Annotated in this window: 13 protein-coding genes; 7 read left to right on the plus strand and 6 right to left on the minus strand. The window is 68.7% G+C overall.

Annotated features, from left to right (window positions below; all coding sequences use genetic code 11):
- Positions 1-227: 227 nt before the first annotated feature.
- On the minus strand, positions 228-659 hold the full coding sequence (locus B3587_RS08420; protein ID WP_292727820.1) for a DUF1761 domain-containing protein: 432 nt from the start codon (positions 657-659) through the stop codon (positions 228-230).
- Positions 660-749: 90 nt separating this feature from the next.
- Between B3587_RS08420 and B3587_RS08425 the strand changes: the two genes are divergently transcribed.
- Positions 750-1,694 (plus strand): 2-hydroxyacid dehydrogenase, encoded by a 945-nt coding sequence (locus tag B3587_RS08425; protein ID WP_292727822.1) that lies wholly within the window; start codon positions 750-752, stop codon positions 1,692-1,694.
- Positions 1,695-1,706: 12 nt separating this feature from the next.
- Here B3587_RS08425 and B3587_RS08430 read toward each other — a convergent pair whose 3' ends face one another.
- Entirely contained in the window at positions 1,707-2,267 is a 561-nt protein-coding gene (locus tag B3587_RS08430; protein WP_292727824.1) for a nucleotidyltransferase family protein, read from the minus strand.
- 155 nt (positions 2,268-2,422) lie between these two features.
- Here B3587_RS08430 and B3587_RS08435 point away from each other — a divergent pair, with 155 nt between their 5' ends.
- Complete coding sequence (locus tag B3587_RS08435; protein WP_292727825.1) at positions 2,423-3,187, plus strand: nucleoside phosphorylase; 765 nt, start codon at positions 2,423-2,425, stop codon at positions 3,185-3,187.
- Positions 3,188-3,208: 21 nt separating this feature from the next.
- Here the strand turns inward: B3587_RS08435 and B3587_RS08440 are convergent, their stop codons facing one another.
- Both B3587_RS08440 and B3587_RS08445 read right to left on the minus strand, forming a co-directional pair.
- Positions 3,209-4,186, minus strand: a complete 978-nt coding sequence (locus B3587_RS08440) for a zinc-binding dehydrogenase (RefSeq protein ID WP_292727827.1) — start codon at positions 4,184-4,186, stop codon at positions 3,209-3,211.
- Positions 4,187-4,289: 103 nt separating this feature from the next.
- A complete protein-coding gene (locus B3587_RS08445; RefSeq protein ID WP_228179380.1) occupies positions 4,290-4,682 on the minus strand; it encodes a DUF1304 domain-containing protein in 393 nt (130 codons plus the stop codon).
- A gap of 118 nt (positions 4,683-4,800) precedes the next feature.
- On the opposite strand from B3587_RS08445, the gene B3587_RS08450 reads away from it, so the two are divergent.
- The 5 genes from B3587_RS08450 (at position 4,801) to B3587_RS08470 (ending at position 10,257) form a co-directional block, all read left to right on the plus strand.
- Positions 4,801-5,637: an FAD binding domain-containing protein gene (locus B3587_RS08450; RefSeq protein WP_292727830.1), complete on the plus strand. Its 837-nt coding sequence runs from the start codon at positions 4,801-4,803 to the stop codon at positions 5,635-5,637.
- Entirely contained in the window at positions 5,634-8,399 is a 2,766-nt protein-coding gene (locus B3587_RS08455) for a molybdopterin-dependent oxidoreductase (protein WP_292727832.1), read from the plus strand. The genes B3587_RS08450 and B3587_RS08455 overlap by 4 nt, the downstream gene beginning before the upstream one ends.
- Before the next feature lie 3 nt (positions 8,400-8,402).
- Positions 8,403-8,987, plus strand: a complete 585-nt coding sequence (locus B3587_RS08460; RefSeq protein WP_292727834.1) for a nucleoside deaminase — start codon at positions 8,403-8,405, stop codon at positions 8,985-8,987.
- 336 nt (positions 8,988-9,323) lie between these two features.
- A complete protein-coding gene (locus B3587_RS08465) occupies positions 9,324-9,611 on the plus strand; it encodes a TetR-like C-terminal domain-containing protein (protein WP_292727840.1) in 288 nt (95 codons plus the stop codon).
- A 40-nt stretch (positions 9,612-9,651) separates the two neighbouring features.
- Positions 9,652-10,257 carry a helix-turn-helix domain-containing protein gene (locus B3587_RS08470; RefSeq protein ID WP_228179386.1) on the plus strand — a complete coding sequence of 202 codons (606 nt, stop codon included), beginning with the start codon at positions 9,652-9,654 and terminating at the stop codon, positions 10,255-10,257.
- A gap of 8 nt (positions 10,258-10,265) precedes the next feature.
- On the opposite strand, the gene B3587_RS08475 is transcribed toward B3587_RS08470, so the two are convergent.
- Positions 10,266-11,057, minus strand: a complete 792-nt coding sequence (locus tag B3587_RS08475) for a hypothetical protein (RefSeq protein WP_292727836.1) — start codon at positions 11,055-11,057, stop codon at positions 10,266-10,268.
- Positions 11,058-11,100: 43 nt separating this feature from the next.
- Positions 11,101-12,162 carry a type IV toxin-antitoxin system AbiEi family antitoxin gene (locus tag B3587_RS08480; RefSeq protein WP_292727838.1) on the minus strand — a complete coding sequence of 354 codons (1,062 nt, stop codon included), beginning with the start codon at positions 12,160-12,162 and terminating at the stop codon, positions 11,101-11,103.
- Positions 12,163-12,484 lie beyond the last annotated feature (322 nt).

A 12,484-nucleotide genomic window follows, 5' to 3' on the forward strand; every position in this document is an offset into this window, starting at 1 on the left:
CGCACAACGACGCGACCGAAACTGGAGGTCCATCGTTCAGTCGCGTCATGCTGCGGGTCGAGCACCGTAGGACCCACACATCGGCGCTACCGAATCGCGCCGGACTGCGCGCCTGAATCGTGCTGGACCGCGCGCCCCACTAGTTCAGTCGCGTCATCCTGCGGGTTCGCACCCGCGCAACTCACATCTCGGCGCGACTGAAGGAGGGTACTCACATCGCTGGCACCTCAGACGGTTCCCGCGGGCGGCCAGACGCCGATGATGAGCGCCATCACGAGAACCGTGACCAGCTCGTGCGCGATGTTGAGCACCGTCAGCGAGGTGGGGCGCCCCTCGAAGGCATCGTGCGTGATGAAGCGCGCGGCGGTGAAGCCTGCCCACAGCACGGCGCCGGTCCCGACCGCGGTCAGCAGGAAGCTGCCGCCGAAGGCGTGCCACACCACGACAGTCGCGGCAGCGAGCACCCAGGCCGACACGAAGCTCACGATGACGGTCACGATGATCGCGAGCGTCGCGCTGGATCCGGGGCGATTCATGTCGACGTTCGCGAGCTTCGCCCACCGCACCCCGAACACCTTCGGCGTGTACCAGATCGACCCGACCACCATCGTCGACAGGGTCGCCAGGATGACTGCCCAGTAGTTGATCGCCAGTTCCATCCCTGCTCCTTCGCCGTGCACGAGAACGGATGCCGCATGCTGACGCGAGCGTATCGGCATCCGTACCGCGGCGATAGGTAGCGTGAAGGGGTGACTTCCGACGCACCCACCCTGGTGATCTCCGTCCCCGACGACAAGCTCGAGAAAGACCTCAGCGGCCTTCCCGGCATCGAGGTCGTGCGGTGGGACATGGGCGATGCGGCGCCGCGGGCGGCGTTCGACATCGTAGTTCCGCCGTACATGCGCAGCCCCCGGGTGCTCGCGCGGCTCGAGGGTGTCGAGGTCCGGCTCGTGCAGAGTCAGTCGATCGGGTACGAGGCAGCGGCGAAGCACCTGCCTCCCGGGATCGTGTTCGCAAACGCCGCGTCCGTGCACGAGGGGTCGACGGCCGAGCTTGCCGTCGCGCTGACCCTCGCGTCGCAGCGGCAGATCCCGCGCTTCGTCGCGGCTCAGGATGCCGGACGCTGGGCTGGCCCGCGCGAGGGCGATGCCTTCCCGTCGAGCCTCGCCGACCGCCGGGTGCTCATCGTGGGGTTCGGCGGCGTCGGCACGGCGATCGCGGCGCGGTTGCGCGGGTTCGAGGCTCACGTCGAAGCTGTCGCGACGCACGCGCGGACAGAGGACGGCACGGTCGTCCACGCACTCGAGGAGTTGCCAGTGCTGCTCCCCCAGACGGAGATCGTCATCCTCGCTCTGCCGGGCGGGGACGGCACGGCGAAGCTCGTCGACGACGCCTTCCTTTCGGCGCTCCCGGATGACGCACTGCTGGTCAATGTCGGTCGCGGAAGCCTCGTCGACACCGATGCCCTGCTGCGCCATCTGCGCGGCGGCCGGATCCGGGCGGCACTCGATGTCGTCGAGCCCGAGCCCGTGCCGGAGGGCCACCCGCTGTGGTCGGCACCCGGACTGCTGCTCACTCCCCACGTCGGCGGGGCGTCAACCGCGATGCGGCCCCGGATCGCGGCTCTCGTTCGGCAGCAGGCCGAGCGGATGCAGCGCGGCGAAGAGCCGATCAACGTCGTGCTGCGCACCTGACGCCCCGCGCCACTACCGGGTGTCGGTGTCGGCGCCATCCCACAGGTCGGCGCACTCGACCGTGAGCGCGGCGTGGGTGGCGAGGTAGCGGTTCGCGCCCGAGTCGCCGCGAACGGATGCCGCCACCAGCTCCCAGTGATCGCGGCCGATGACCGCCGGATGCCCGGGCCGACCGTCGAAGCTCGCCCGAGCCAGGGATGCCGGCCCGGCGCCGGCCTCAAGCACCCGCGCGACAACCGATGCCGGCATCCCGGGAACGTCGACGGGAGCGATGACGGCGGAGTCGGCATCCGTGTTCGCGGCAGCCGCGAGCCCTGCGCGAACTGACGCCGACAGCCCATCGGCCCAATCGCCGGCAACCACCGGGCTCACCGAATCGAGAGCGGAAACGACCTCGCGAGCACGCTCGGCCTCGGCTCCGATCACCACGAGTACCTCGGAACAACCCCCGGCACGAACGGCGGCGACCACACGCTCGAGCCACAGTACACCACCCGCGTCGCGCGCGAAGATCTTCGGCTGCCCGTAGCGACTTCCCGCCCCGGCTGCCAACATGATTCCGCACGCCGTCACGCCGGTGAGCGTACCGGGATCCGACGGCCCCCGGGAAACAGTCGCGAAACAGCACGGTGTTAGCGTCGCGGCAGAGCACGTCCTATCAACCATGGCGCCGGCGCCAGGGCGGGGACTGCGACGACCCGATCGTCTCAGAACCCCAGGAGGTATTCATGTCTGTCGTCGACAAGTCAGCTGCAGGGCTCGACGCCCGCCAGTATCACATCGGCATCGCGCCAGGAGAGGTCTCGAGCGTCGCGCTTCTGCCCGGGGATCCGTTCCGGGTGCCGCTCGTTGCCGAGTTCCTCACGGACGTGAAAGAGGTCGCGCACAACCGCGAGCACCGCACGATGACCGGCTGGTACAAGGGCCGTCACATCACGGCGACTTCAACGGGCATGGGATGCCCCTCCACCGCGATCGCGGTCGAAGAGCTCGCCCGCGTGGGCGTCACATCCTTCATCCGTGTCGGCAGCTCGGCGGGTCTGCAGCCGGGCATCGCGCCGGGAGACCTGCTCGTGAGCGAAGGCAGCTTCCGCAACGACGGCACGACGGATGCCTACCTTCCCAAGGGCTTCCCCGCGGTGCCCGACCTGGAGCTGACCACCGCGCTGGCCCGTCACGCGGAGCGCATCGCGGGGGCTGCGGGAACGAACTCGTTCCGCGGCATCAGCGTGAGCGATGACGCGTTCTATGCCGAGACGCCCGAGTGGATCGCGCAGCTGAACACCATGGGCATCCTGAACGTGGAGATGGAGGCATCCGCCCTCTACATCGTCGCCCGTCTGCGCGGCCTGCGTGCCGGCATGGTGTGCGCCTGCTCGAGCAACCTCGTCGACGGCGCATCGCTCTATTCGGGAACGAAGGCCGACCTGCAGGCGGGCTGGATGCGCTCGATCGAGGCAGCCCTCGAGACCGCCGTCGAGCTCGAACTCTGACGGCGGTCCCGGGAACGGGCCTTACGGGCGCAGCATGACCTTGCCGACGCGGCCTGGCTCGAAGTTCAGGCGCGACGCGTCGGCGATCTGCTCGAGCGGGAAGATCTGCGAGACGGGCAGATCGAGCTTTCCCTGCGCGACGAGGGTGATGATCTCGCGGATCAGCTCGACGCGGTGGGCCGGGTCCATGGCGGCGCTGACCTTGCTGCCCCAGAATCCGCGGACCGTGAGCTGACGGAAGATCACGTCACCCGACGGGATCTCCATGGTGGGGGATGCCATCGCGCCGAAGACCACGAGGGTGCCGTTCTCCCCGAGCAGCGAGGTGACGTCTCCGGCTGCGGCACCGCCGACGGAGTCGACACCGGCACGGATGGATGCGCCACCGGTGATCTCCGCGACGCGGTCGCGCCAGTTCTCGGCATCCGTCCCGACGACATCATGGATGCCGACAGCGGCGAGTTCGTCGACGCCGGCGCCGCGGCGAACGAGGCCGAGCACGCGGACTCCGCGGGAGGCGGCGAACTGCGCGACCAGGCGCCCGACGGCGCCGTTCGCTGCGTTCTGCACGATCCAGTCGCCCTCGCTGACGTCGAGGTATTCGAGCAGGCTCGCAGCGCTCAGCGGCATGGAGATGATCTGGGCGGCTGCCTCGTCGGCGACGGCATCCGGCACCGGGATGAGGGCTGCGGCAGGAGCAATGACGTACTCGGACCAGACCCCGAAGACGGATGCCGTCACGACGCGCTGACCGACCTCGACGCCGGTGACTCCCTCGCCGAGCGCGTCGACGACGCTCAGCGCCTCGGTGCCGGCGCGGGCGGGAAGCTCGGGCTTGTAGCCGTAGTCACCGCGCACTGTCCAGAGGTCGTGGTTGTGGATGGGGCTGAGGACGACCTTCAGCCGGACCTGGCCGGGTCCGGGCTCGGGGAGCTCGACCTCCTCGACGGCGAGGACCTCTGCCGGGTCACCGAACTGGTGCTGCACGAGTGCGCGCATGATTCTCCTTTGTACGGATGTCGAGTGCGGCGCTCTTCGAGGATCACCCGGGACGAGCGCACCCGATCCACAACGTCAGCGGGATCGCGTTTTAGTCCCGCAGTCAGCCGTTCAGCAGGGCGATGACAAGGCTCACGACCGCGAGCAGCGGGAACAGGCCCTGCGTCACGGCGGCTCGTCGCTTGTCGGGCGAGGTGATGAACAGCACGAGGGCTGCGGCCAGCATTGAGCCGGTTCCCACCAGCATGAGGGTCACGCCGACCGCCACGGAGCCGATCGCTGCGACGACGATCCCGAGGATCGCGGCGATCGCCAGGAACAGGTTGTAGAAGCCCTGGTTAAACGCGAAGGCGCGGGTGATTTCGACCTCGGCATCGTTGCGCACCCCAAACGTCGCGCGGCTGCGGGCTCCGCCCCAGGCGAGCGACTCGAGCCAGAAGATGTAGACGTGCAGCAAGGCGGCCAGTGCGGCGAAGACCATTCCGGTGATGAGCATCCGGGTTCCTCTCGACTCGCTTAGCCTGACACGTGCCGCGGCGAAACACTCGCGAAATCCTCGGCTGATTCACTCGGAGTGTTCGCTGAGTCAACATCGGATGCCGGAGGAAGGGCGCATGGACATCACCACCGTCACGTCCTATCGCTTCGCGAGCAGCCGCGGCGACCTCGCTCTCGCGCCCGGAGAGAAAATCCTCGCCGGCGGCACGTGGCTGATGAGCGAACCGCAGTCCGAGGTGACCGGCTTCGTCGACATCACGCGCATGGGCTGGCCCGAGATCGAGGTCACTGACGCGGGGCTCCGTGTCGCCGCGACCTGCACGATCGCGCGATTCGTAGCGTGGTCGCGCGGCGAACTCGATACCCCGGTTCCGGCCGGTTGGCACGCCACGGGAGCAATCCCGGATGCCGCGCACGCGCTGCTTATGTCGTTCAAGGTATGGAACACCGCGACGGTCGGCGGAAACGTCTGCCAGTCGTTCACGGCAGCGGCGATGGTGTCGCTTCTCGCAGCCCTCGACGGGGAAGCGGTGATCTGGACCCCGGACGGCGGCGAACGTCGACAGACGGTCGCGGAGTTCATCACCGGTCAGGCGAAGAACACACTGCAGCCCGGGGAAGTGCTTCGCGCACTCGAGGTTCCCACTTCGGCGATGCGGTCCCGCGTGAGCCTGCACAAGATGGCCCTCGCCGAGCTCGGTCGATCGGGCATCGTCGTGAGTGGCCGCCGCGGGGACGACGGGTCGACGGTCATCGCGGTGACGGCATCCACCCTCGCGCCCCACGTTTTCCGGTACCCCGGGGTTCCCGATGCGGCCCAGCTGCGGGCGGATGTCACGAGCCCGACGGACTTCTTCACCGACGCTCTGGGCGAGGCCGACTGGCGGCGCGCGGTCACCGCCGTGCTCGCCGAGCGCGTCGTCGCTGACCTCATGACGGAGGACGTGGCATGAGGCTCACCGTCGACGGCACAGAACTCGAGGGCGACCCCGCTCCGGGCCAGTGCCTGCGCACATTCCTTCGCGAGCATGGACACATCGAGGTCAAGAAGGGGTGCGACGCCGGCGACTGCGGCGCGTGCGCCGTGATCGTGGACGGCGCCCCCGTCCATTCGTGCATCGTGCCGGCCCAACGCGTGGATGGCGCTGTCGTCACGACAGCTGGCGGCCTCGCACCGGGCGATGACCTGCATCCGGTGCAGGAGCAGCTCGTCGAACACTTCGGGTTCCAGTGCGGGTTCTGCACGCCGGGGATGGCGGTCACGGCATCCACCCTCACCGAAGCCGACCTGCCCGAGCTCGACCGCCGCATGAAGGGGAGCCTGTGCCGATGCACCGGCTACCGCCCGATTCGCGAAGCGATCACCGCGGCAGTGATGGGGCCGGTGCGCGAAACCGGCCCGGCCCCGGTCGCGTCCGGCGGCATTGGGGCCTCGGTGATTCCCGAAGCCGCGCGCCGGGTGGTGCAGGGTCGCGAGCCGTACACGCTCGATGAACCGGTCACCGGCTCCCTGGTGCTGCGGGTCGTCGGCTCCCCGCACGCACACGCCCGCATCGTCTCGATCGACACGGATGCCGCGCTGGCCGTCCCTGGCGTGGTGGCCGTCCTCACCCATGAGGATGCGCCGGCCACACGCTTCTCCACTGGCCGCCACGAACACCGCACCGACGACCCCGACGACACGCGGGTGCTCGATGACACCGTCCGCTTCATCGGCCAGCGCGTCGCCGCGGTCGTCGCCGAGACCGCCGCCGCAGCTGACGCGGCAGTCCGGCTCGTGCAGGTCGAGTACGACATCCTTCCCGCTGTTTTCGATCCGGAGGAGGCCCGCACTCCCGGGGCACCGGTGCTGCATCCCGGCCGCACTCCCGAAGATCGGGTCGCGGATGCCTCCCGCAACGTGGTTGCGCAGCTCCACGAGGGTCACGGCGGCGACATCGACGCGACGCTCTCGGCGAGCGCTGTCACCGTCAGCGGTACGTGGCAGACCTCGCGGGTGACGCACGCGCAGCTCGAGACACATGGCGCGGTCGGCTGGCTCGACGAGGACGGCAGGCTCGTCATCCGTTCGAGCACGCAGGTCCCGTTCCTCACCCGCGACGAGCTCGCGCACGTGTTCGACCTGCCCCGCGAGAACGTCCGCGTCTTCGCAGCCCGGGTCGGCGGCGGCTTCGGCGGCAAGCAAGAGATCTTCACCGAAGACCTCGTCGCCCTCGCGGTGCTGCGCACCGGACGCCCCGTGACCTACGAATTCAGTCGCACCGAGCAGTTCACGCGGGCGTCGCTGCGGCATCCGATGCGGGTCGCGGTGACCCTCGGGGCGGATGCCGACGGCACCCTCACCGCGATGAAGCTCGACGTCCTCAGCGACACCGGCGCGTACGGCAATCACGCGATCGGCGTGATGTTCCACGGCGTTGCCGAGTCGACGACCGTGTACCGGACGCCGGTGCGCCGCATCGACGCCGAGGCCGTTTACACGAACAACGTGCCCTCCGGGGCGTTCCGCGGGTATGGGCTCGGGCAGGTCATGCTCGGCGTGGAATCCGCCATGGACATGCTCGCCGAGCGGCTCGAGATGGATCCGTTCGAGCTGCGTCGGCGCAACATGATCCGACCCGGCGACGCGCTGCATCCGGACAAGGATCCCTACGAAGACGACCTCATCATCGGCAGCTACGGCCTCGACCAGTGCCTCGATCTCGCGCAGGATGCGCTGCGCCGCGGCAACGATGTGTCGGCCCCGGAGGGGTGGCTGGTCGGCGAGGGCATGGCGGTGGCGATGATCGCCACGATCGCTCCGCGCGGGCATTTCTCCCGCTCGAAGGTGGCGCTGCGCCCCGACGGCACCTTCGTGGTGCGCGCCGGCACGGCCGAGTTCGGCAACGGCACGACCACCGTGTTGCGCCAGATCGCGGCATCCGTGCTGGAGGCACCGTTTAGCCGGCTGCACCTGTGGACCGCCGACACGGATGCCGTCGCTCACGACACGGGAGCGTTCGCCTCGACCGGAATCACCGTCGCGGGCAAGGCGCTTGCCGCCGCGTGCCAGGCGCTGCGGACACGGATGCTCGAGCTCGCCGCCGCGCAGACCGGCACCGATGCAGATGCCGCGCTGTTGACGGATGCCGGCGTCGCGACTCCCGCGGGTGTTGTGCCGTTCGCGGAGCTGGTCGCTGCAGCTTCGCCCGAGGAGCGCGACGAGAACGGCCTGTTCGCGACCGGTGGCGAGGATGGCGCGCTGCGGTCGGTGGCGTTCAACGTGCACGCGGTGCGCGTTGCCGTGGAGCCCGAGACCGGGGTCGTGCGGATTCTGCAGTCGGTGCAGTCAGCGGATGCCGGAACGGTGATGAACCCCGCGCAGCTGCGCGGACAGATCGAGGGCGGCGTCGCGCAAGCCGTCGGTAGCGCGCTCTATGAAGAGGTTCTCGTCGAAAACGGTGCAGTGCAGAACCCCGTGTTCCGCGTGTATCGCGTGCCGCAGTTCGCCGACGTTCCCGAGACCGAGGTCTACCTCGCCGACACCTCAGACACGGTCGGCCCGTTCGGCGCAAAGTCCATGAGCGAGTCGCCGTACAACCCCGTCGCCCCCGCGATCGGCAACGCCATCGCCCGGGCGCTCGGAAAGCGACCCTTCCACCAGCCCTTCACCCGCCAGCGCGTGTGGCGCTTGGCGCAGCATCCTGAGACCGCCCCCACCCGAACCGCGGAGTAACCCATGCCGATTTCGACATCCTTCACCATGACCCTGCCCACGTGGCTCGTCGACGAGGCCGACACGCTGCCTGCCGTGCTGCCCACGCTCGAAGAGCGGATGGCGCTCGTGAACCGCCTCGCCGACCGCAACTGGCGCGAGGGCAACGGCGGTCCGTTCGCCGCGATCGTCGTGGATGACACCACGGGTGAGCTCGTATCGGCGGGCGTCAACGTCGTGCTCTCGACCGGCAAGTCGTCGGGGCACGCCGAGGTGATGGCCCTCGGGCTCGCGCAGCAGCGCCTCGGCCGCTGGGACCTTGGCGCTGACGGCGCGAGCCTCTCGCTCGTGGTCAACTGGCGCCCGTGCGTGCAGTGCTACGGAGCGACGATGTGGAGTGGGGTGCGGTCTCTCGTTGTCGCGGGGTCCGGTCCCGAGCTCGAAGAGCTCTCGGGCTTCGATGAGGGCCCGATGGTCGCCGACTGGGCGGAGCAGTTCGAGGCTCGCGGCATCCGGGTGACCCAGGATGTCGGCCGGGAGGAGGCCCTGGAGGTCTACCGCGCCTACGGCGCCAGCAACTCCCTCGTTTACAACGCCCGCGGCGAGTAGCTCGGGGCCGTTCGGTCGCGCCGTTACGCGGGTTCCCAGCATCCTCACCCGCAACAAGACGCGACTGAACTGGTGGGCGGCTACTGCTCTCAGCATCCATCTTTCAGTCGCGTCGAGATGCTGGTTCCGTCCGCGCTGACCCGCAGCAAGGCGCGACTGAACGGGTCGCGGGCCACCTGAATCTCGAGCACAGATTGTTCGGTCGCGCCGTAATGCGGGTGACCAGCATCCCTACCCGCACAACGACGCGACTGAACCGGAGCCGACCTACGCCTGCGCGCCGCTGCCGACGACCTCACGGCGCGTCTGGAGGCGGCATCCGGGATCGAAGACCAGCTGCTCGTCTTCCGCCGCTTCGCGCACGAGCGGCCCGAGGCGTTCCGGCTGCTGTTCACCGCGACGGTGGATGCCGACAAGCTCGCCGCCACGAGCGCGCCCGTCCTGCGGGCGACCAGCGCCACCGTCGGCGCGGATCACGCGCTCGACGCCGCGCGGCTGCTGACGGCATGGGCTACCGGGTTCGTCACGATGGAGCTCGCGGGGGCCTTCCGCCTCGGCGGTGATCTCGACGACGCCTACGACTACGGCATCGCCCACCTGGTGGGCTCCCTCGTCTCCGACTAGCCGCGCGAGCAGGCGTGGGGCCGCGCCGTATTCTGGAGCCGTGTCCTCTCCCGCTCGCACCAGCGCCGACGGGCCGAGTGCGGCATCCGACGAGACGCAGATCGGCGTCGGAATCGGGCGGCAAGTGCGGCAGGCGCGCACCGAGAAGAAGCTGTCGATGCGGGCGCTGGCCTCGGCCGCAGAGATCAGCCAGCCGTTTCTGAGCCAGATCGAGTCGGGCCAGACGATGCCCTCGCTGCTGACTCTGTACCGCATCGCGAACGCCCTCGACATCTCGCCCTCGGCGCTCCTTCCCGCAGACCCCGACCCCGAGGTCGTTCACGTGTCGCGGGCGGCGGATGCCACGTGGGTGCCGGTCTCGGAGGCATCCGACACCGCCCACACCCGCGTCATCCACGCCGGCGAGACCTCCCTGCAGGAGTACGCCATCCGCCCCGGCGAGCAGGTCGGCGACTGGTTCGAAACGGATGGCGAAGTCATCCACTACGTCATCGAAGGCGCCATCGCCCTCGAGATCGAAGGCCTCGGGATCTGGGAACTCGGCGCCGGGGATGCCGTCGCCCACCCCGGTGCGCTGCGGAACCGCTGGCACCTTCGCGGGGATGGGTCGGCACGGGTGGCGTTTGTGTATACCGGCGGGGCGTAGAACACTAGCTACGCGCTCGCGTCGAGCACCTCAAGGAACGTCTGGGCGCCGATCGCGCCATCCGTTCGAAGTTGCGCTTCTGTGGCGGTGTCGCCGGTTGCCACCATCGTGTCCGCGAACACTCCGGCCCACGCACCGTCGGGCTCGACGAACTTTGCGATCGCTGCACGGATAGCACCCGGGTCTGCGACGTCGCCTGCCAGACCCAGTTGGCGCGCTACGGCGGTCGCCGCACCCGCTGCGCCTCCGGGATTGTAGAGCGTGACATACATCAGGTCGTACTTGTCTTTGTGCAGCATCCGCGATTGCGCCGCAGCCGCCTTGGCGAGGAGATAGCCGCCGAGGTTCGCGAATCGAAGGGTCACGGCATCCGTCTCGACACCAAACTGTGCGCGAACGGATGGCGGCACTGGCAGGTCGCGCAGCTCGGGGTCCACGAGCGCTGCGGCCGGTCCCGCCAGCTTGGTCGCGACCGCAGTCCGCGAGCCGGGCAGCGATACGGTGTCTGCAGTGTGATCCCAGACGTCCGCGAGAAACTCGAGTCGCACCCGCGCGTCGCCGAGGGTCGCGTTCCACCGCCACCGATTCTCCGAGGTGAAGTCGCCTTTCTCGAGAGCCACATCGAGCCACGAGAAGTCATGTTCGGCGCCGGCGAGATCCCACCCGATCGCGAAGAGCAGGTCGACATCGGTTGTTCCCTGGTGGGGGACGGGAGCATCGGTGGCGAGATACTCAGGATTGAGGCCGCCGATGACGACGAACTCGTCGGTGTGTCCCCCGGCGAGCAGCGCGAATCGCACGAGCGCCTCCTCTGCGCGGGCGCGCGCCTCCCGGGTTCGGGACTCAGAATCCAATGGCGGTCTCCCGCAGGTATTCGGCGGCTTCGGCGGTGCGCCCCCGGCCGCGCAATAGGTCGGCATAGACCCGCACCGGAGATACGGTGCGCACGTCCCGTGCTTCCCGTGTGAGTCGGAAGACATAGGGATCGGCGGCGGAAAGGCGGATGCGCCCTCCCGACTCCACTTCTCTGAAATCAGGATGCTGCGCCAGCCGCCCACGCGCGGGCTCGAGCTGCCCCGCCGGCACGTACAGATCGACCGCCGGCACACTCGTCAGATACGGGTCAATACGATCCGCCGCCGCCTCCCCGGTCAGCGCCCAATCCTGGCCATGCAGCGAACTTGTCAGCGCCTCGATCGATTGCTGGGGATCGCGCCAGGGAACGTGAAACTCGATGTCAGCTCCCGACTGAGGCGTGGCTGCGTAATGCGCCGCCCAGTCGCTCAGCATCCGTCCCGGATCGCGAAACTCGCGCGTTGCCGATGTACCACGTTCGGCTCCGGTCTTGGCCGTGTACCGCTGCTCGTCGAAGTGCCGCAGGATGCGAGCAGTGTGCGCCAACGAGACATCCGCGGTCTTCGCGATGACGCCAACCTGCTCGATGGGCATGGTCTCTGGCTCGGAATACTCCACCCGCCACCCGAGCAACGTCTCAGCTATCGCATCGGCTGCTGCCGACCATTTGAAGGCCCGCCCCGCATCCGCTCGAATTGGCTCCAGTCTCGCGATGTAAAAGCTCCCCGGCACCACGATGCGCGCCCGGCCGCTGGCGTCTGCCCATGACAGCTGTGCGTCTTCGAGGATCTCCCGCGCCCCGGGGCTCACCCGGCGGGCAGTCACGACGGGCACGACACCGTCGGTTCGTTCGGAGGCACCGTGGAAGAGTTCGGTGCGCGCCCTCCGGGCATCAGCGGGCAGGCCCTCCCCGATCCAGAGCGGCCGGAACAGCGATTCGCGCCCCTCGTGACGAATGCGAACGACGTGGCCATCCCACTCCGGCTCAAGCTCCGGGGGGATCACCCGAAGCAGCGCCGACACCGATGCGGTGTTTTCTCGCGCTTCCACGGTTTTATCGTAGCGAGATATAACCGTGTTTTCTCACGAATAGTGGCATTCGGCCTGACTGTGAGAAAACTCGGATCGCGTTCGCGTCGCTCTCCCCGAGGCGAGTTCTCGCCGGCGGGCGAAGCCGACGCTCCACGCCTACCCCGGGGCGCTGCGGAACCGCTGGCACCTCCGCGGCGACGGCTCCGCCCGGGTCGCTTTCGTGCACACCGGCGGGGCGTAGGAGACTCTCGTCAGTCCCTTCCTCTTTTGTGCGAATCTTCCTGCATGGAGCTTGATGAGATCCGGCGTGCGGAAATCGAACTGCTGACATCAGCCGTGC

Source organism: Microbacterium sp. UBA837, from assembly GCF_002296025.1.
In the GTDB taxonomy this organism is placed as follows: domain Bacteria; phylum Actinomycetota; class Actinomycetes; order Actinomycetales; family Microbacteriaceae; genus Microbacterium.

Coding starts and splice junctions, on each gene's coding strand:
- B3587_RS08420 (WP_292727820.1), bottom strand. CDS start 659: ATGGAACTGGCGATCAACTACTGGGCAGTCATCCTGGCGACCCTGTCG.
- B3587_RS08435 (WP_292727825.1), top strand. CDS start 2,423: ATGTCTGTCGTCGACAAGTCAGCTGCAGGGCTCGACGCCCGCCAGTAT.
- B3587_RS08440 (WP_292727827.1), bottom strand. CDS start 4,186: ATGCGCGCACTCGTGCAGCACCAGTTCGGTGACCCGGCAGAGGTCCTC.
- B3587_RS08445 (WP_228179380.1), bottom strand. CDS start 4,682: ATGCTCATCACCGGAATGGTCTTCGCCGCACTGGCCGCCTTGCTGCAC.
- B3587_RS08450 (WP_292727830.1), top strand. CDS start 4,801: ATGGACATCACCACCGTCACGTCCTATCGCTTCGCGAGCAGCCGCGGC.
- B3587_RS08455 (WP_292727832.1), top strand. CDS start 5,634: ATGAGGCTCACCGTCGACGGCACAGAACTCGAGGGCGACCCCGCTCCG.
- B3587_RS08460 (WP_292727834.1), top strand. CDS start 8,403: ATGCCGATTTCGACATCCTTCACCATGACCCTGCCCACGTGGCTCGTC.